This is a genomic window from Spiroplasma endosymbiont of Virgichneumon dumeticola, from assembly GCF_964264745.1.
Taxonomy (GTDB): domain Bacteria; phylum Bacillota_I; class Bacilli_A; order Mycoplasmatales; family VBWQ01; genus Spiroplasma_E.
This window is the reverse complement of the sequence record NZ_OZ183478.1, coordinates 510540-530824: the sequence shown is the minus strand read 5'-3', so window position 1 is coordinate 530824 and position 20285 is coordinate 510540. Positions and strand designations below refer to the sequence as shown.

Genomic DNA, 20285 nt, shown 5'->3' with positions numbered 1-20285 from the left:
ATTAAAAAATAATTTTAGTCCATTTGATCGTAATTAGGACTACCATATCTACCTTCACCATAAACATTACTTAATGCATCGCGAGCACTGCTAAGAGAATTGCTTATAGCATTATATGGTCTTGTAACTGGGCTTGCAACTACACTTCCAAAATCTTTGAGTTTAGTACCATCAGCATGGGACTTACCAATTCTTCCAGCAATGTTAGCTGCACCTTTAGCACCTTTACCAAGATAGCCAGTTAATCCATTTTTCAATAGACCATTGGCAGAATTAGTACTTCCATCAGGGTTTTTACCATCCTTGGCGCCACCAATCAGCATTTGTTTTCCAAGTTTTAATGCACCTGCTCCGCCAGCAGCAAGACTTGCAAAACCACGCGCTTTACCAGCTATACTACTTGCAATACCAGCACCGTTAGAATCAATAGCACTTTGTACTCCCAAATTTTGAGTTACTAAATGGTTAATGAATTTTTGAGTTTTTAAACAACTAATAGCACCTGCTGTACAGAATAAGGCATATAGAATTTGTCTTTCTATTCAAATATCACCACTAGAACCACTAAATGTTTTACTAATATCAGCAATCGCTTCAGGTAATACTTGCATAAAAATATAAATTGGTAACATCGTACCAGGGCCGATAATAAATTTACCAATCACCATTTCTTTTCAAACACCTAATCTTTTTCCTTGGTCAACAGGCATCATAGAAGCCACAATTGGCGAAATTGAAAATAAAAGAATTAAATCAATAATTCGTTCTACTAAAGTCATGGCTGCTACAAATAATACATATAAGGTAAATCAAATTGCAACAAGTTCTAAAATGAAATTTCAAGACATTGTTAAATTTGTTGGTGGCATACCATAATTTTTAGGAATATCGCTTGCACTTTGCGCATCAGGGGCGCCAATTCCTCATAACCTATCTGCTAAATCAGTAAACTTACCTTCAGCAGTAATTTTCAAAACCACTAACAATCCTGTTACTAAATAGTTAATTAAACTAAAAAATAAAGGAATAAATATAATAACTAAGACTGCTAAAAAAGTATTTTTAATGGCCTTACCTAGTTTTTCACGAATGGTATGAGTTTCGGTAAATTGAATAATTATCAATTGCATAATAAACATAATAACAATTAAGCCAATAGCAACAATAGAAAGTGCTAAAAAGAATAATGGTAAATGTTTGATATTAAATGGGTCATCAATAAAGCTGCCAAAAATTAAATTAGTTAAAGCATCAGTTGTTAAGTAGTAAAATATACCATGCGGTGATAATAGTAAATGAATTATTTCTAATGGACCAGAAACAAATATCATTCATGGAAGGAGTAATAGTATATGCAATAGCCCATTTCATAGTCAATCCATATGTTCTCACCTCGTTTCATAAATTATTTTATTTAAAACTAATTACCAAGCACGTTTCCACTACCTGCTTTAAAAACATTGACAAAAATCATCATTGTACCTGAAGCAGCAACACCAATGATTGGAGCAATTAATGTATACATAAAGGCTTTTTTAATCTCACTTCTTCTTTGTGGGTCATCACCTGCAGCAGCTAAATCTTTTGCTAAAATAACGATTTTGAAAACACTAAAAGCAACTAAAGCAGCAATTAAAAGTAGTGTTACTGCTGTTACATAAGGTTTTATGGCATCAATAATTTTGTTTGTATCAAAATCATCTAAAAAATTAAGATTCATATTTTGGTTCTCCTTTGATTTGAACATTACAAAAAAATATCATTAATCAAAATTGTTTATAAAGCATGAATTTTTTTATTAAGACTACAAAAAGTCCTGTTTTACTTGTAATAAGTAAATTAGGACTAAGAGTCAAAATTCATATGTTATAAATAATATTGATACAATTTAATTATAGTTACTTTTGAAATAAAGTAAACAATATTTAACAATATTATTTATTAATTTCAATAATATTATTAGTTTCATTTTCATACGAAGTACTAATTCCTTTAATCGCATTAGTTTCTCCAACACTAACATTAATAGTTAAACACATACGATATAAACTAGAAATAGCAAATAAACACTCTCCGACTTTGGCGCGAGCAATAAAGTCAGTTTCATTAGGGGAAATTCCGCCATAAGAAGTATACAGTTCATTCAATTCTGCTAAGTCATGGGGTTGAAGATTTAGAACTTTCAAATATTGACTAGAATTAATAATGGCAGTTGTGTATTTTTTAATTTCCTCAGAACCTAGAAAATCATTAATATTTTGAGTAATAATATTAATCATCCCTGTATACTTTCTAATTCGTTTTACAATTTGGTACATGAATAATAATGCCGCAGGAAATTCTTTATCAATTAATAAATGCGCTTCATCAATGGTAATAGAAATTCATTGTTCTTTTTTGCTGATTTCATTATCGTTTTTATTTTTTCGCACTTCATTTTCAATGTATTTTAAAATTAAAAACATTTGAGCATTAACTAATCGCTTATTACCAGATTGTGTTAAAGTATATAAATCATAAACTTGTACTAAACTATTAGTATCATTCAGATTAGTATGGGCATTTCATAAGTTGGCATCGGTTCCTCCGCTCACAAATCTTGATAAAATAATTAATAAATTTTTTAAGTCATTTTTACTACGCACATCAGTTTCTTTTACCATATCATTTTCAATGATATGGTATAAGTCTTGAAAAATGGGGAATTCATGTGGTTGTAATAAATGAATTTTAGTTCTTGTTGTAATGCCAGCGTTTTCATACATTAAACGCACATAAATCATAAGTAAACTTGATTCATTGCGAGTTAAACCACCAGAAGCAACATTTAAAAATTGTTCTAAAAATTGCATATGGGGTGCTAGAATATCACGACCATTGTTATCATTATTACCATCATCACTTAACGCTAAAGTAACTTGAAAGGGGTTAATGTTTCCTGAAGAACCATCACCAACATCAATTCAACTTCCATCATGATAGTAACATAAATCACGATATTCGCGTTCTGGATCAATAACAATCACTTTATGACCGAGCATAATTTGATAATTAACTTCTTTTTTAGAAGTATAAGATTTACCAGAACCACTAGTTCCAATAATTAATTGATTATGGTTCTTTCTGGTACTATTTTTTGTTCGTTGATCAAAGAAAACTTTATTACCACTTTCATTAAATCCTAAAAATAACCCTTGTTTATCATTTAATTCTTGATTTAAAAATGGAAAACTAGCAGCAATCGTTAAACAAGGTATTTCATGACCAGTAATTTTAAATCAGTCAGCACTATCGGGCATGATTGATAAAAATGCTTCTAACTGACGATAATATAATTTATCAAATTTCATACCATTATTTTTAATTTCATATTCTGCTGTACTCATATTCTTTTTCAAATCTTTACGATCAGAACCAGAAATCATTAAATATAAATTGGTATTAAAAATTTTTTCACCACCGCCAGAAATTTGATTTAATAACTCGTTAAGTGATTCATAGTGATAATCATAATCTCTTCGTTCTGAAACTGATTTGGTCATATAATTTAAAGTTGCTAAATTTTGCATAGATTTATTTAATTGTTTTTTAGCACTTTCTTCACTAATACTATTAAAAGTAAAAATTAAACTGGAATTAGGAATAGTAACAAGATTAGCTAATCAAACTGCTGATACTTCAAAAGGATAATCATATATGTTATAAATAGTTTGAAAGCAGTTAGCAAATTCTAAATTATTTTTATGAACCAGTAATTCTTTGATAGCTAAATCATTAGTTAAATCTTTACTTTTCATAGTTTTATCTAAATTAGTAGTGAACATGTCATTTAAAATAGCATTTTCATTTGTGTTAATTAGTTTGCTATAAACGACCATCATTTCCAAAACACTAACGTCAGTAGCCTTGACACCACTACGACTAATATAATTTTTAAAGGCATTCACTTCTTCACGAAGTTTGTCTTGATTAGAACTGTAAAAAAATAAATAAAAGAATGGTTGAGTCATTTCACTTTCATTTTGAATTTCATTATTAACAGCAATTGCTGTTAATAATTGTTCTATTCGTGCTTTTTTGGCTTTAACACTAATATTTTCTAAATCCACTTGCTCTAATTGAGTTTGGTAAAAACTAGTTTGAGCACTAATATCTAATGGCATATCAATCTTTATTAGTGACATTGAAATATTAATAATTTTAAAAGCAGCAGCTAAATCTTTAATCTTATTAGATGCTTCCTCATTTGATAGTAACGTAATATTAAAACCTTCTAATAATAACGCACGCGCATAATTGGTGTTTTTAACATTTAATTGCATCACATTTTTACTAATAACTTTTTTAAAAGGTACTAATGCTTGTGAAGTTTTATCAGATTTATAATAACGACTTTTACTATGAAATTTAAATCATAAAATAATTATTTCTCAACCTTTTTTTCTTGGTTGTCAAGAAAAAGTTAATGGAATTGTTGCAATAGCTACTAAAGAAACAGATAATAATTTTAAGATGATACTAATATTTAACAATAAAATTATAATTGAAGCAAAACCAATAACCATTAAGATAATTAGTAAATCAACCAAACCAACACTTCTTCAAATTTGTAATTTAACAAATTTAATAGTTTTAGGTATTAAGAATTTCATTTTTTTCCTCAGTTAATAACTCATTATGTTTCGAGTTTGATTTAATATTATTCTCTTTTTTTTCAATTTTCATGGTTACAACGCGCTTTTTAAAACCACATCGATTACAGTTAACTTGAATATTTATGCCCTCTAAGTAATCTGCTATTAGAATTACTCTTCCGCAACGATAGCAGGAAAATGAATTTTGTGGTTTTTGAGATAAGCGAACTGATGCAAATGTATCTTTCATAATTATTGTCTCCTAACTGAATTTAATTTAACTACCAAACTCAAGAAAAAGTCTTCTGATTTGCCCAAACTTTTTAAGCATTCGAGCGTAGAAAATTTGTACTTCCTAGTTCTTTTTAATTTAAACTCAATACAACCCATTTTAAGACAATATTTATAAAACTCAAGAAAATCAAAGAATTTTCAACAAATTTCTTGAGTTGAATAAATTTTAACAAATTAATTTAAAATAACAAATCTTTTTTATAATTTGCTAACCTTTACAATTGACATATTTTATGACTTTTAATTTAAATATCTATTACCTATATGTATATTTAAATTAAAAACGTATTAAAAATTAAGTTATAAAATTATATAAATTGTTTTTTTAAAACATTTTTTAACATTATTCGTTGAAATAATCACTATTTTTTCATAAGTTCTTCCATACCAGGAATGCTTGGCATTTCACCGCGTTTAATTTGACCAGCAATTTGATCCATGACTTTTTTGGTTTTTTCAAATTGATTTAAAACTTTATTTAATTCTTTTTCACTACGGCCAGAGCCCTTTAAAACTCGTGTTTTACGAGTTGGATAACGTAAGATTTGTGGTTTTTCACGTTCTTGTGCGGTTGTTGACGCAATAATGTATTCCGTAATTTTTAAATCAGCTTCGGCATCACTAATCTTACTATCACTAATCTTAGCAGACATACCAGGAATCATTTTTACTAACGAACCTAATTTACCCATTTTTTTAATTTGTTTCATTTGATTAACAAGATCGTTTAAATCAAATTGTCCTAACATCATGCGATTCATAGTTTCTTCAACATCGCGAGAGGAAACAGTACTTTGGGCTTTTTCCATTAATGTGGCAATATCACCCATACCTAAAATCCGTTCTGCCATTCGTTCAGGATAAAAAGTTTCTAAATCCGTAACTTTTTCACCCATACCTAAAAACTTAACAGGAATTTTAGTTAAATAAGCAATTGAAAGAGCAGAACCACCTTTGGCTGTTCCATCTAATTTAGTAATAATGCTTCCTGTAATAGGAATAGCATTATTAAATTCAATAGCAACATTAATAATATCTTGACCAGCCATTCCATCACAAACTAATAAGATTTCTTGTGGTTGAGTAATTTTTTTAATATCTGCTAACTCATTCATCAACTTTTCATCGATGTGTAATCTTCCTGCTGTATCAATTAAGACAGTATCAAATTTATTTTTATCAGCATATGCTTGGGCATTTTTAACGATTGTTTGTGGTGTTTCATTTTCTAATGAAAATACTTCAATGTGTAGATTTTTTCCTAAAACTTTTAATTGTTCAACTGCAGCAGGACGATAAATATCGCCTGCAACTAATAAGCATCGTTTTTTATATTTATCAGTTATTAACTTAGCTAATTTAGCAATCGTTGTGGTTTTTCCTGAACCTTGTAAACCTACAACCATAATCACTGTTGGATTACTAGATAGGTTAAGCTCAATATTTTTAGCACCCATAATTTTTGTTAATTCTTCATGCATGATTTTAACTAGCATTTCTTTTTGGTCTAAACCTTCTTTAATAAATTCACCTTTTGCTTTAGCAGTAATTTCATTAATTAAAGTTTTAACAACACGAAAGTTAACGTCAGCTTCTAGTAAAATTAATCTGAACTCTTTAATCGTATCTTCCATGTTCTCCAATGTTAATGTTTTTTTATTTAAATTTTTTTCTAAAGTTTTTTGAACTTTTTTTGACATCATATCAGCAAAACTCATATTTGTTATTCACCTCTTGTTTTTTTAAGACACACTTAATTTTAACATTAAATTTATCTTAAACATCAAAAATATAAGCACCTAACAACTTATATTTTTGATTTATATTTCAAATTTTAACTAATTAATTCTGTAGCACGAACTTCACGAATCACAGTAATATGAATATCACCAGGAATAGTAATAATACGTTGTAATTTTTCTTTTAACGTGCGAGCCAATGTGTGAGCATCAATGTCATTAATAACATTAGGATCAACAATAACCCTTATTTGACGTCCTGCTTGCACAGCGTAGGCTTTGTCAACGCCTTTAATTGTTTTACATAAATCTTCAATTTCTTTAATTCTTGTAATAAATTCTTCTAATGAATTATTACGAGCACCAGGTCGTGCTGCTGATAATGTATCGGCTGCTGACACTAAGCAAGAATAAATATTATTTTTAGGAACATCACCATGGTGAGAATGAATAGCATTAATAATAATATCATCTTCACCATACTTTTTAGCTAGGATAACACCGTTATAAACATGCGAACCTTCTAATTCATAATCAACTGCTTTTCCAATATCATGTAGTAAACCAGCACGTTTAGCTAGATTAATATCTAGTCCTAATTCAGCGGCCATACTACCTGCTAATTTAGCAACTTCATAGGAATGTAATAAGACATTTTGACCATAACTAGTACGATATTTTAAACGGCCAATATAATTAACTAATTCTGGTTCAAAATTGGTTAATTTTAATTCATCAATTATTTTTTTACCATCAATTTTAAAGTTTTCATTTAATTCTTGTTCATGAAATTTTAAAACTTCTTCAATTCTAATGGGATGAATACGTCCATCTTTAACCAAATCTTCTAACGCTCTAGTGGCAATTTCTCTTCTAATAGGATTAAAAGATGAAATTTGAATAGTTTCTGGTGTGTCATCAATAATAATATCAACACCAGCAGTTAATTCAAATAATTTAATGTTACGACCTTCTTTTCCAATAATTCGTCCTTTCATTTCATCATTTGGCAGTTTAACATAAGCAACTGATTTATCAACTACAAAGTTACTAGCATAACGTTCAATGGCTTCGCTTATGATATTATTAGCAAGTTCTTTTGCTTGTAGTTTAGTGTTGTATTCATGATTTTTAATCATCTTATTAAAATCTAATGACAAGTGTTCTTCTAATTTTTTAAATAGTTCTTCTTTCGCTTCATGTTTACTCATACCAGAGTTTTTTTCTAATTCTACAATAATTTGATCAATTTTGTGATGATAGTCTAATTTAACATTTTTAATAATTTCACGTTGATGATAAAGATTTTGAGTTTGTGTTTCAATTATTTCTTCTCTTTCAGTTAACTTGCGTTCACGTTTATTTAATATTTTTTCATAATCTAAATTTTGTTCTTTGCGAAAATCAATTTCAGCGTATAAGTCTTTTTTTAATTTTGCAATTTCAACTTTAGCATCAGCTTTTGTAGTTTGAATTAGTTTTTGTGCTTCTTTTTCCTTCTGTTTAATGTTATCCAAACTTTTTTCTTCTTGTTTCTTTAAATAAAATTTTCTAACGAAAACACCTGCTATTATCCCTACAGTCAATGTTATCGATATTATTATACTCAAGTATATTCCCATTTGTCCACTAGTTATATTTATTAATAATGTTGTTATACTAATTTTCATAATCTATCCTCTCCTTGATTTATAGCAAGGAAAAAGAAGCCTTAAAATTGAAAAAATTAAAATTCAATAATAAAAGTTTTTTTCTAATCATAACACAAATACGTAGGATTATTATCCTTCCTTAATTTTAACATTTTTTAGTTGTAAAAATTAAAAATTGATTTGTGACTTAATTTCAGTTAAAAGTGTAGTATTTAACTCTAAACTTTCTTTTTCTTTTCCTTGACCTAATTTTATTTCTCCATAATTATATCATCCACCTGATTTATTAATAATTCCCTTTTCAACGGCAATATCAATAATTTCACTTTGCTGTGAAAACCCCTGCGCAAAATAGAAATCAATAACTGCATTTTTAAAAGGGGGTGCTACTTTATTTTTTACGACCTTAATTTTTATTTTATGTCCAATGATTTGACTATTTTTTAGTAATTGTTCACCTTTACGTACTTCTAATCTAATACTACTATAGAATCGTAAAGCCTTACCGCCTGGTGTTATCTCAGGATTACCATATATAATACCAACTTTTTCACGAATTTGATTAATAAATATAACAATACAATTTGTTTTAGCAATACTTCCACTTAGTTTTCGTAAGGCTTTGGACATTAATCGCGCTTGAGCGCCAATTGTTTGTTCGTTCATATCACAATCAAGTTCCACTTGTGGCACCAATGCTGCTACTGAATCAACGATAATCATATCTAATGCTTGCGACTTAACTAAAATATCTAAGATTTCTAAAGCTTGTTCACCAGAGTCTGGTTGTGATACTAATAAACCATTAATATCAACTCCCAGTTTTTGACTATACTGACGATCTAAAGCATGTTCAGCATCAATAAAAGCTATTTTACCATTTATTTTTTGAGCTTGTGCTAAAGCCATTAATGCTAATGTAGTTTTACCAGCAGATTCAGGGCCATAAATTTCAATAATTCGGCCTTTAGGAAAACCTTTAATTCCTAAAATATCGTCTAATAACATACTACCCGAACTAATCACTTCTATATCAGTAATAATACTACTATCAGTTAATAGCATGATAGCACCTTTACCAAATTATTTTTCAATTTGTTTCATAGTTATTGAAACCAAATCTTCTTTACTTTTAATATCTGTTTGCAAATTTTTTTCTTGCATTAAAATCACCTCGTAAACAATTAACATGCAAACGAGGTGATACCTTTTTTTATTTTTTAAAATTTAATAAAATCTTTTTTAAAATAATTATTGCTTGTTCTACAACTTGAGTTCTAATTTCATTTCTGTTACCAACAAATTGAAAAGTTTCACACCAAGTTTTATCATTTATAACAATGCCCACGTAAACTAAACCAATTGGTTTATTTTCCATAGTTTTTGGTCCAGCATTACCAGTAAAACTAATAGCAATTTCTGTTTTAAACATGTTTTGACTATTAACTGCCATTTCTAATGCACATTCTTTACTAACTGCACCATATTTTTCAATTGTTTGTTTTTTAATTTTTGTAATATTTATTTTAGCTTCATCACTGTATGCTACAATACCTCCATTAAAGTATTGTGAAGCACCAGCAATACTAGTAAGTTCTTGGGCAAAAAGACCACCCGTAATACTTTCGCAAGAGCTAATTTTAAAATTTAATCTTTGTAATAATTCTATAAGTTCATTCATCTTTTAAACCTTCAATCAAATATTTTAAAAGAAAAAAAGAATAAAAAAATCATAAGCCACGTTCTGTTCTTGCATTTGCAAGTGCTAACCATTTATCTACCATTGTTGTCAATAGTTCAGTTTATTGTTTGATTCCAATAAACCAATGCCCCTACCTAAATTTGGGTTTCTCGCTTGTGGGGTTTACCTCGTTCCATACTTTAGGTTTCCCTAAAACTCGTCTCTATGACACTTTTATAGACGCCAACCTTATTATTTAAACTTAGGTTCTTGTCAGCCGTCAGGATTACTGCTTAGAGTTATTGTTTCCTCTAACACAAACATTACTTTCATCACAGAAAGTGCGAGCGTGGACTTTCCTCTACATATTACTGCAGCGATTAGCTCATTTTTTATTCTTTTAGGATAAAATTATATCATACTTATTCTTCATGTACAATACTTTCTAGTTTACTTAATCTAGTAATAATATCAATGTTCTCTACACCTTTTGCTTCTAATTTTTGTTTTTGTTGTTTTAAAATTACTAACTGTGTCTTTAAACTATCATTTTCTAACAACATTTTATTATTATCTGTTTCTAAAATTTCATTTTGTTTTTTTAGTTTAGTAACATACTCTTCTAACAATTCAAAATTAGTAGCTACTAAATCTAAAAATAAGTCTACTTCTTGTGCGTTATAACCTTTATAGTCAACACTAAATTCTTTATTAATTATATCTTTTTTATTGATATTCATAATTAAACCTCACTTTATTTGTAAATTAAAAAGGAAAGTTATTTGCAATTTATTAGTTATCATTAGGAGTTGATAATTATGTTTTATGCAAATCGTGGCATGTTTTTGGAAGCCATAATTAATTATACTATTGAAATAATAAATAATGAAAAACGAGCATTAATTTTTAAACACAATCCTCTAACTATGAATAATAAACATGGTAAGTTTATGGAAAAAAGTAATGTTGACTATCATGGTATTTACAAAGGTAAATATTTATGTTTTGAAGCTAAAAGTACTAAAAGTTTAACGCTACCTTGAAATAATTTTAAAATTCATCAATTGGAATATCTAGAAAATGTTTTTAATCTTGGTGGGATTATTTTTATTATCATTTATTTTTGGCAATACGATGAATATTTTTTAGTTTTTTGGGTTAAGTCCCGAATCTTGTGTAAATTTATTTTTACAGAGCAATATTTCTCATATCAAATAAATTTAGTTTAATTTATTGTACCATACTTACAAGTTGGTAGGTTAATCTTATATAAAATTAATTTTAAAATTCTTATAGTTAATAATTTTACAAAGTTTATAGGTTTATAAATTATTTTTTTCTAAATAATCACAACAAAAAGTCATTTTAAAGAAATGCAGTTATTTATAAAGAATAAAATTTTAATACAAAGTAGTTAAGCAATAATTTAAGCCTTTTCAATTTTAAAATTATTATATTCGTCCATATTAATATGAACACGATTTATCATTCATTTTTCATTAAATTCCATTAAAATTGAACCTATTATTCGATATACACTATCAACTCCATGAAATATGGTAACAACACCTTCTCTTCTTCGAATTTCACGGTTTAGGCGTTCAATGTGTTACTAGTTCTTAATTTTTTATGGTAATACAGTGGAAAGCTTAAAATTTCTAAAGCATCATCGAATCCATTTTCAAGAATTCGTAATGCCGAGTCTAAAAGATGGGAATAATTATCTTTCATTTCTTTAAGAATCATTCTAGCCATTTTAATACTACTAACGTTGAAAATGGCATTAACATCTCTTTCGACTTTTTCTCTATCCTTTTTAGATGTTTTATCCAAGATATTACGCATAAAATGTGCTTGACATCTTTGTCATTGCACGCCTTGAAAATGTTTTTGAACTGCTTTAACTAACCCTTTATGGGCATCAGAAACAACTAAATCAAGACCAGTTAAGTTACGTTCTTTCAATGAAGAAAAGAATTCACTTCATGTAGTTTCTGATTCTGAATCACCAACCATCATTCCTAAAATATCTCTATGACCTTGGTTATTTATACCTAGGGCTATAAAAACTGCTTTAGAGATTACTTGATTATTTTCTCGAACCTTAACATGTACTCCATCAATAATTATAAAAGGATAGGAATTTGCGCTTAAATCACGGTTTTTTCATGTGCCTATTACTTCAGTTAATTCTTTACAAATATTAGAGACAGTAGATTTAGAATAATTAATACCGCACAATTCTCTTGTTATGTTATCAACTTTCCTTGTTGATACACCGTCAATTACCATTTGCATCATGGTAGATAATAATGCTTGTTCTGAACGTTTAAACTTTTCAAAAATTTCAGTTTCAAAAGATTTATTACGATGTCTAGGGACATTTAAATTCAAAATTCCATTTACAGATTTTAAATCACGCTGATAATAACCGTTACGGCAATCTGTTCTTGCTTCATTTCGTTCATAATTATTAGCACCAATTTGATCATCTGATTGATTTTTAAAAGTTTATTTAAAAATAATTCAATAAGCAATCTTATGCCTTCATTTTTAGTCTCTTTTGCAAGAAATTTTCTAATTATTTCAGAATCTATTGTAAAATTTAATGGAGTCATATATTTCTCATCCTATCTAGTTTTTATTTTCAAACTAATTATATTTGATAAGGAGGGGTATATGGCTCATTTTTTATTACTTTTTTAAATTTACACACAATCTTAGACTTAACCGTTTTTTGAGAACAATTAAAAACCATAAGATTAAATAAAGAAAACCTTTCTTATCAAGAGATAACAAAAAATGTACATAAGTTAGAAATTTTATATCCATTTTCTCTTGATTTTTTAAAATTTTTGCTTTAAATGTTAGTTTCTTCTTTGTTGGCATGTTTTTTAAATTCAGAACTTGCTTTAAACTTAGGTGCCTTAGAAGCATTAATTGTAATAGTTTCACCAGTTTGGGGATTACGTACTGTCCTTGAAGAACGTAAAATAGATTCAAAAATACCAAATTTAGGTATATTAATTTTTCCTCCATTAGCAATTTCGCTTTTTACTTCATCAAAAAAAGCATCAATAATAAGAGTTGCCGAAATAATAGTAATGTTACACTTTTTTGCAATCAATTTAATAATATCTGCTTTAGTTTTAGAATTAGCTTTTGGCATAAAAGATTTCCTCCTCATGTTTTCAAAAGTTATATATTTTTTACTATAACTTTTTTTCAAACCAAATTAAAAATGATACTGGTTATACTAAAATTATATAATAAGTTTTAACTAAATGAACTATAAATTTTGATATTTTTGAAAATAAATCAAGAAAAATTAATAAATAAGTGTGAAAAATAATATTTAAATTAAAATAAGTTTATAAGTGTTATAAAATTAACAATTATCTATAATGACAATAGAAAATTATCAGAAAAATATTTGAAAAAATTATTGCTTAATTACTAGTTATAATAATACTTTAAATGTTAATAATTTACACAAGATAAGTTGTCATGTATCATTTATTTTTGTTATAAATTAAAAAATTTATTCTTATTTATGATCAAAATAGTTTACCAAAGATTCCAAAAAAAATGAATATTTTTTTATCTTTAAACAAATACTTATACTTTAAAACTGCTTATACTACTAATGGTTAAATCTGAATATAACTGGAAATCAAAGATTATAAACATGACTTAGATAAATTTATTAAAATACTTCAATCTTTTATATAATTAAAATTTTATTAATTATTAAATTAAAATCAGGTAAAATTTAGTTATAGTTCAAGTTGCTAATATTCACTTTATTATTAACTTAAAAGAATTAATCTTTTACAAAAATGTTTAGACCAACACAAGGATTAATTTGAACATCATAAATATTTATATAGAGAAAGAGTGATAACATGAATAAAACCATTCAAACTGACAAAGCTCCTTTTGCTATTGGTCCTTATAGTCAAGCGATAGTTGCTGGTGACTTCTTATACATTTCCGGACAACTACCTATTAATAGCGTTACAGGTGAGTTTGCTGGGAAGGATATTACTACTCAGACTAAACAGTGTTTATTAAATATTAAAGCCATTTGTGAAGCTGCTAAAATTACTTTAAACCATATTGTAAAAGTAAATATTTTTTTTACAAGACTTAAACCATTTTATGGATATGAACGTTGTTTATGGAGAGCTATTTGGTGACCATAAACCAGCAAGAGCTGCTGTGCAAGTTGCTCGTATTCCTAAAGATGCTTTAATTGAAATTGAAGCTATTTCTTACTTAAAATAAAAACTTAATGTTGTCTACTTATTTACAAGTAGACAATTTTTAACGGACTTCTCCCCACATGTACTTGTGGAGGAAACAATGAAATTGAATTAGTTCAATAATACTTTTCAAACTGAAAAACAATGTCTTGCATATATAGCAAGTTTGAAACAAAGCAAATGTATTAGGTGTTCTAGTTTTAATTCGAATACTTCTAATTTAAGAAAAATGAGATGTTTGAAATGTCATCAAACATTCAGTATTCTCACGGGCACTATATTTTCAAAGTCACAAACACCTTTAATATCTTGGTTTTATCTCATCTTTAGATGAATAAACACCAAACATGGAATTCCATCAACTTATGTTGCAAAAGAATTGGGAGTGACCTTGAAAACAGCTTGAAGAATGGGTCATAAAATCCGAAGTGCCATTGCTAAACAAGAACCTCAATTAATTGTTGAGGGCATAGTGCAAATGGATGAAATGTATCTTTCACATATGGGTTTAAAAAACAAGTAAGATCCTTGTTGAACAAAACCTTGATTGTTGGTATTTATGAAAAAACAACCAACAATCTGATTGTGAAAGTATTGAAAAACGCAAACAGTAAAAATCTTTTGCAGTTTGCAATAAACCACATTTCTTCAAAGTGTGATGTACATACTGATTCTTGAAAAGGATATCGCGATTTGAAATCGGTTTTCACTAAGCATGAAACAGTTAACCATCAAGATGGCTATGTTTCAAAAACTGGTGTAAATACCAACCAAATTGAGTCAGTATGAAAACATATACGAAGAACATTTAAAACACATATCAAAGTTGCAAAACATCATATTCATTTATACGCAAAAGAAGCTGCATATAAATTCAATAACATACCTAGTTTTGAAACTGTAATGCTATGTTTAATTAAAAATGTGGGGAGAAGTCCGTAGATAGGCTTTTCTCAGCATTTATGTGATAAAATTTAAAAATAGTACATAAAGGGAGAAAAGCCTTATTTAATTAATTTTCAAAATTTATTAACTTAATGGTTACCCATTAATTTTAGTGTTTGAATAAAATAAAAAAAATCTTAACGTTTAAAATTAAGACTTGTAAAAAGAATAACAAAAAATTTGGCATCGTGCTATTTTCCCATTGCTGGTATTTTCGCCGCTGGAGTGCTTAACTGCTGTGTTCGAGATGGGAACAGGTGTGGCCACTCCGCCATTGACACCAAATAGTTTACAGCAATTGCTCCCTAAAAACTAGAAATAGACATCTTTAAATTTGATTACTTTTGATTTGCAATAGAGAATATCTTTAATAAATCCTCGATCTATTAGTATCAGTAAGCTAAACACATCACTATGCTTACACACCTGACCTATCAACCTTGTAGTATTCAAGGGATCTTACTTCTTTCGAATGAGAAATCTCATCTTGGAACTGACTTCGCGCTTATATGCTTTCAGCGCTTATTCATGCCCTACATAGCTACCCAGCTGTGCCACTGGCGTGACAACTGGTGCACCAGAGGTAGGTCCATTCCGGTCCTCTCGTACTAGGAACAGCTTTCCTCAAATTTCTTGCGCCCACGACAGATAGGGACCAAACTGTCTCACGACGTTCTGAACCCAGCTCGCGTACCGCTTTAATGGGCGAACAGCCCAACCCTTGGAAGCGACTACACCTCCAGGATGCGATGAGCCGACATCGAGGTGCCAAACCTCCCCGTCTATATGAACTATTGGGAGAGATTAGCCTGTTATCCCCGGGGTAACTTTTATCCGTTGAGCGACGGCCTTTCCACACAGGACCGCCGGATCACTAAGCCCAACTTTCGTTCCTGCTCGACTTGTATGTCTCGCAGTCAAGCACCCTTTTACCTTTGCGCTCTACATATGATTTCCATTCATATTGAGGGTACCTTTGGGCGCCTCCGTTACTTTTTAGGAGGCGACCGCCCCAGTCAAACTACCCACCAGACACTGTCCTTAAACCAGATCATGGTTTCAAGTTAGAATTTCAATATAGCAAGGGTGGTATCCCAATGGTGACTCCATGCCTACTTGCGTCTGCATATCAACGTCTCCCACCTATGCTGTACAAACTACACCAAAATTCAATATCAAGTTGTAGTAAAGCTCCACGGGGTCTTTCCGTCTAATCGCGGGTAACCTGCATCTTCACAGGTACTAAGATTTCACCGAGTCTATAGCCGAGACAGCGTCCGGATCGTTACGCCTTTCGTGCGGGTCAGAACTTACCTGACAAGGAATTTCGCTACCTTAGGACCGTTATAGTTACGGCCGCCGTTCACTGGGGCTTCAGTTCAAAGCTTCGCTTGCGCTAACAAATCTCTTTAACCTTCCAGCACTGGGCAGGCGTCACCCCGTATACTTCGTCTTACGACTTTGCACAGAGCTGTGTTTTTGCTAAACAGTCGCCCGGACCTCTTCACTGCGACTCATATTGCTATGAGCTCCCCTTCTCGCTAACTTACGGGGTTATTTTGCAGAGTTCCTTAGCTATAGTTATCTCGCTTGCCTTAGGATATTCTCCTTGACCACGTGTGTCCGTTCTCGGTACAGGCACCATGATGATGTCTTTAGAAGCTTTTCTTGGAAGCTTGGCGTCAAATACTTCGTTACTAGGCGAACCGTTAACTCCCCATCATACTTCAAGGTTATTGCTGTGCGGATTTGCCTACACAACCCTCTTTGTATTTAGCCCAACACAACCAACGGCTGGGATATTTTAGCCTTCTTCGTCACTCCATCAGTCACCATGGTGGTACAGGAATATCAACCTGTTGTCCATCGACTACGCCTTTCAGCCTCGCCTTAGGTCCTGACTAACCCTGGGTGGACGAACCTAGCCCAGGAAACCTTGGTCAATCGGCATGAAGGATTCTCACCTTCAATCGTTACTCACGCCGGCATTCTCACTTCTAAACGCTCCACTAGTCCTTCCGGTCTAGCTTCGTTGCAGATTAGAACGCTCCCCTACCGCCCACAATATATGCGTACATATATATAGACCCATAGCTTCGGTACAATACTTAGCCCCGGTACATTTTCCGCGCAGAATCATTCGACTAGTGAGCTGTTACGCACTCTTTAAAGGATGGCTGCTTCTAAGCCAACCTCCTAGCTGTTTAAACAATTCCACATCGTTTTCCACTTAGTATTGATTTGGGGACCTTAGCTGATGATCTGGGCTGTTTCCCTCACGTCCATGGACCTTATCACCCATAGACTGACTGCCAAACATGTAACAACGGCATTCGCAGTTTAATTGCATTCAGTACCCCGAGGTGGGGCCATCATACATTCAGAGCTTTACCTCCGTTGCACTAATTTTGACGCTAGTCCTAAAACTATATCGGGGAGAACCAGCTATCTCCAGGTTCGATTGGAATTTCACCGCTAGCCACAAGTCATCCACGGTCTTTTCAACGAACGTTGGTTCGGTCCTCCATTGACTGTTACATCAACTTCAACCTGCTCATGGCTAGATCACCTGGTTTCGGGTCTACGACCACATACTAAATGCCCTATTCAGGCTCGCTTTCACTTCGGCTCCGTCTTTTCGACTTAACCTTGCATGTAATCGTAACTCGCCGGCTCATTCTACAAAAGGCACGCCGTCACCCATTAACGGGCTCCGACTTGTTGTAAGCATATGGTTTCAGGAACTATTTCACTCCCCTCTCGGGGTACTTTTCACCTTTCCCTCACGGTACTGGTTCACTATCGGTAATTGGTTAGTATTTAGCCTTACGCAGTGGTCTGCGCAAATTCCGACAAGGTTTCACGTGCCTCGCCGTACTCAGGGTTTACCAAGGAGGTCTACACATTTCGCATACTGGGCTTTCACCGTCTATGGCGTTGCTTCCCAACAACTTCTGCTATATGTAAACTTTGTAACTCCTTCAAACTTAATTAGTGGCTCCCTATAACTCCAGTCTAACGACTGGTTTAGGCTGGTCCCTTTTCGCTCGCCGCTACTAAGGGAATCGCATTCGCTTTCTTTTCCTCTAGGTACTAAGATGTTTCAATTCTCTAGGTATCACTCTACATAACTATGTATTCATTATGCAGTACTATCTGATTAAAGATAGTGGGTTTCCCCATTCGGACATCTCCGGATCAAAGCTTATTTCCAGCTCCCCGAAGCTTATCGCAGGTAATCGCGTCCTTCTTCGTCTTCCAATTCCAAGGCATCCACCATACGCTCTTAATAATTTATTTTTAGAATATCCTATTGCAAGATAAAATTTATCTTATTTTTTTTAAAAGATGTCTATTATCCAGTTTTTAAAGAACAATTGCTCAGAGATAACAATCCCTGAAAACTAAACAGAACAATTAAATTAATCCAATAAGTCACACATCTGATTTTTCTTGTTGTCTTGATTTCTCGAAAGAAATTAAACTCCATAGAAAGGAGGTGATCCATCCCCACCTTCCGGTAGGGATACCTTGTTACGACTTAACCCCAATCATCAACCCTGCCTTGGGTGGCTCCCTCCTTACGGTTAGGACACCAACTTCTGGCATTGCCAACTCTCGTGGTTTGACGGGCGGTGTGTACAAGACCCGAGAACGTATTCACCGCAACATTGCTGATTTGCGATTACTAGCGATTCCGACTTCATGAAGTCGAGTTGCAGACTTCAATCCGGACTGAGACTGACTTTTTGAGATTGGCTTAACCTCGCGGTTTTGCGACTCTTTGTATCAGCCATTGTAGCACGTGTGTAGCCCAGGTCATAAGGGGCATGATGATTTGACGTCGTCCCCACCTTCCTCTAGCTTACACTAGCAGTCTCCTTAGAGTCCCCAACTTAATGCTGGCAACTAAGGACAAGGGTTGCGTTCGTTGCTGGACTTAACCAAACATCTCACGACACGAACTGACGACAACCATGCACCACCTGTATCCTTGTTAACCTCCACTATATCTCTATAGCTTTGCAAGGTATGTCAAGACCTGGTAAGGTTCTTCGCGTTGCTTCGAATTAAACCACATGCTCCACCGCTTGTGCGGGTCCCCGTCAATTCCTTTGAGTTTCACTCTTGCGAGCATACTACTCAGGCGGAGTACTTAATGCGTTAGCTACAGCACTGCCTCTTGGCAACACTTAGTACTCATCGTTTACGGCGTGGACTACTAGGGTATCTAATCCTATTTGCTCCCCACGCTTTCGTGCCACAACGTCAGTAATAGGCCAGTTAGCCGCCTTCGCCACTGTTGTTCCTTCATATATCTACGCATTCCACCGCTACACATGAAATTCCACTAACCTCTCCTATACTCTAGTAATGTAGTTTCCAAGGCGGTTAGGGGTTGAGCCCCTAAATTTAACCTCAGACTTGCATAACCGTCTACGCACGCTTTACGCCCAATAAATCCGGATAACGCTTGCCACCTATGTATTACCGCGGCTGCTGGCACATAGTTAGCCGTGGCTTTCTGGTAAGGTACCGTCGATCCTATAATCATTTCCTATTATAGTATTTCTTCCCTTACAACAGACCTTTACAATCCGAAGACCTTCATCAGTCACGCGGCATTGCTCCATCAGGCTTTCGCCCATTGTGAAAAATTCCCTACTGCTGCCTTCCGTAGAAGTCTGGGCCGTGTCTCAGTCCCAATGTGGCCGTTCGTCCTCTCAGACCGGCTACGCATCATTGCCTTGGTAAGCCATTACCTTACCAACTAGCTAATGCGCCGCATCCCCATCAATTAGCGGAGCATTACTGCTCCTTTCATTATTATTTTTTCATACTAATAACATATGCGGTATTAGCTGTCGTTTCCAACAGTTGTTCCCCACTAAATGGTAGGCTAGATACGTGTTACTCACCCGTTCGCCACTAAAGTATTGCTACTTCCGTTCGACTTGCATGTATTAGGCATGCCGCCAGCGTTAATCCTGAGCCAGGATCAAACTCTCAATAAAATTGTTTTTTGTTAAAAGAATGATGTCTAACTTATTTAATTTTTTAATAAAAATTGACGG

General features: G+C 32.2%; 13 protein-coding genes, 3 rRNA genes, 1 other RNA gene and 3 pseudogenes. 4 read left to right on the top strand and 16 right to left on the bottom strand.

Annotated features, from left to right (window positions below):
* Positions 1-14: 14 nt before the first annotated feature.
* The 10 genes and pseudogenes from ACFEL4_RS03405 to ACFEL4_RS03360 all read right to left on the bottom strand — a co-directional run bounded on the left by ACFEL4_RS03405 (position 15) and on the right by ACFEL4_RS03360 (position 10740).
* Positions 15-1382: an Mbov_0396 family ICE element transmembrane protein gene (locus ACFEL4_RS03405; protein WP_375318113.1), complete on the bottom strand. Its 1368-nt coding sequence runs from the start codon at positions 1380-1382 to the stop codon at positions 15-17.
* 38 nt (positions 1383-1420) lie between these two features.
* Positions 1421-1720 (bottom strand): hypothetical protein, encoded by a 300-nt coding sequence (locus tag ACFEL4_RS03400; protein WP_375318112.1) that lies wholly within the window; start codon positions 1718-1720, stop codon positions 1421-1423.
* A gap of 214 nt (positions 1721-1934) precedes the next feature.
* Entirely contained in the window at positions 1935-4652 is a 2718-nt protein-coding gene (locus tag ACFEL4_RS03395; RefSeq protein WP_375318111.1) for an Mbov_0397 family ICE element conjugal transfer ATPase, read from the bottom strand.
* A complete protein-coding gene (locus tag ACFEL4_RS03390) occupies positions 4633-4884 on the bottom strand; it encodes a hypothetical protein (RefSeq protein ID WP_375318110.1) in 252 nt (83 codons plus the stop codon). The genes ACFEL4_RS03395 and ACFEL4_RS03390 overlap by 20 nt, the downstream gene beginning before the upstream one ends.
* A 406-nt stretch (positions 4885-5290) precedes the next feature.
* A complete protein-coding gene (gene ffh / locus ACFEL4_RS03385; RefSeq protein WP_375318109.1) occupies positions 5291-6646 on the bottom strand; it encodes a signal recognition particle protein in 1356 nt (451 codons plus the stop codon).
* A gap of 116 nt (positions 6647-6762) precedes the next feature.
* Complete coding sequence (gene rny / locus ACFEL4_RS03380; RefSeq protein WP_375318357.1) at positions 6763-8289, bottom strand: ribonuclease Y; 1527 nt, start codon at positions 8287-8289, stop codon at positions 6763-6765.
* A gap of 198 nt (positions 8290-8487) precedes the next feature.
* A pseudogene (gene recA / locus ACFEL4_RS03375) lies at positions 8488-9390 on the bottom strand (recombinase RecA); the annotation flags it as partial.
* Positions 9391-9532: 142 nt separating this feature from the next.
* Positions 9533-10000 (bottom strand): CinA family protein, encoded by a 468-nt coding sequence (locus ACFEL4_RS03370; protein WP_375318108.1) that lies wholly within the window; start codon positions 9998-10000, stop codon positions 9533-9535.
* Positions 10001-10047: 47 nt separating this feature from the next.
* Positions 10048-10392, bottom strand: an RNA gene (rnpB, locus tag ACFEL4_RS03365) — RNase P RNA component class B.
* 30 nt (positions 10393-10422) lie between these two features.
* Positions 10423-10740 carry a DivIVA domain-containing protein gene (locus tag ACFEL4_RS03360; protein ID WP_375318107.1) on the bottom strand — a complete coding sequence of 106 codons (318 nt, stop codon included), beginning with the start codon at positions 10738-10740 and terminating at the stop codon, positions 10423-10425.
* A 78-nt stretch (positions 10741-10818) separates the two neighbouring features.
* On the opposite strand from ACFEL4_RS03360, the gene ACFEL4_RS03355 reads away from it, so the two are divergent.
* The gene (locus ACFEL4_RS03355) at positions 10819-11229 is read left to right on the top strand and encodes a Holliday junction resolvase RecU (protein ID WP_375318106.1); all 411 of its coding nucleotides are present in this window, start codon (positions 10819-10821) and stop codon (positions 11227-11229) included.
* A 197-nt stretch (positions 11230-11426) separates the two neighbouring features.
* Here the strand turns inward: ACFEL4_RS03355 and ACFEL4_RS03350 are convergent.
* From ACFEL4_RS03350 to ACFEL4_RS03340, 3 genes and pseudogenes are all read right to left on the bottom strand, one after another.
* Positions 11427-12484: pseudogene (locus ACFEL4_RS03350) on the bottom strand (IS256 family transposase).
* Entirely contained in the window at positions 12412-12618 is a 207-nt protein-coding gene (locus ACFEL4_RS03345) for a hypothetical protein (RefSeq protein ID WP_375318105.1), read from the bottom strand. The pseudogene ACFEL4_RS03350 and the gene ACFEL4_RS03345 overlap by 73 nt, the downstream one beginning before the upstream one ends.
* Positions 12619-12860: 242 nt before the next feature.
* Positions 12861-13169: an HU family DNA-binding protein gene (locus ACFEL4_RS03340; RefSeq protein ID WP_375318104.1), complete on the bottom strand. Its 309-nt coding sequence runs from the start codon at positions 13167-13169 to the stop codon at positions 12861-12863.
* 736 nt (positions 13170-13905) lie between these two features.
* Here ACFEL4_RS03340 and ACFEL4_RS03335 point away from each other — a divergent pair.
* The 3 genes and pseudogenes from ACFEL4_RS03335 to ACFEL4_RS03325 all read left to right on the top strand — a co-directional run bounded on the left by ACFEL4_RS03335 (position 13906) and on the right by ACFEL4_RS03325 (position 15207).
* Positions 13906-14287: pseudogene (locus tag ACFEL4_RS03335) on the top strand (RidA family protein).
* A 144-nt stretch (positions 14288-14431) separates the two neighbouring features.
* Positions 14432-14788, top strand: coding sequence for a hypothetical protein (locus ACFEL4_RS03330; RefSeq protein WP_375318103.1), 357 nt, complete (start codon positions 14432-14434; stop codon positions 14786-14788).
* An 8-nt stretch (positions 14789-14796) separates the two neighbouring features.
* Positions 14797-15207, top strand: coding sequence for an IS1595 family transposase (locus ACFEL4_RS03325; RefSeq protein WP_375317080.1), 411 nt, complete (start codon positions 14797-14799; stop codon positions 15205-15207).
* 181 nt (positions 15208-15388) lie between these two features.
* On the opposite strand, the gene rrf is transcribed toward ACFEL4_RS03325, so the two are convergent.
* The 3 genes from rrf to ACFEL4_RS03310 form a co-directional block, all read right to left on the bottom strand.
* Positions 15389-15495 (bottom strand): 5S ribosomal RNA (gene rrf / locus ACFEL4_RS03320).
* An 81-nt stretch (positions 15496-15576) separates the two neighbouring features.
* A 23S ribosomal RNA gene (locus tag ACFEL4_RS03315) occupies positions 15577-18510 on the bottom strand.
* Positions 18511-18702: 192 nt separating this feature from the next.
* Positions 18703-20225 (bottom strand): 16S ribosomal RNA (locus ACFEL4_RS03310).
* The 16S, 23S and 5S rRNA genes sit together here, the layout of an rRNA operon.
* Positions 20226-20285: the final 60 nt, after the last annotated feature.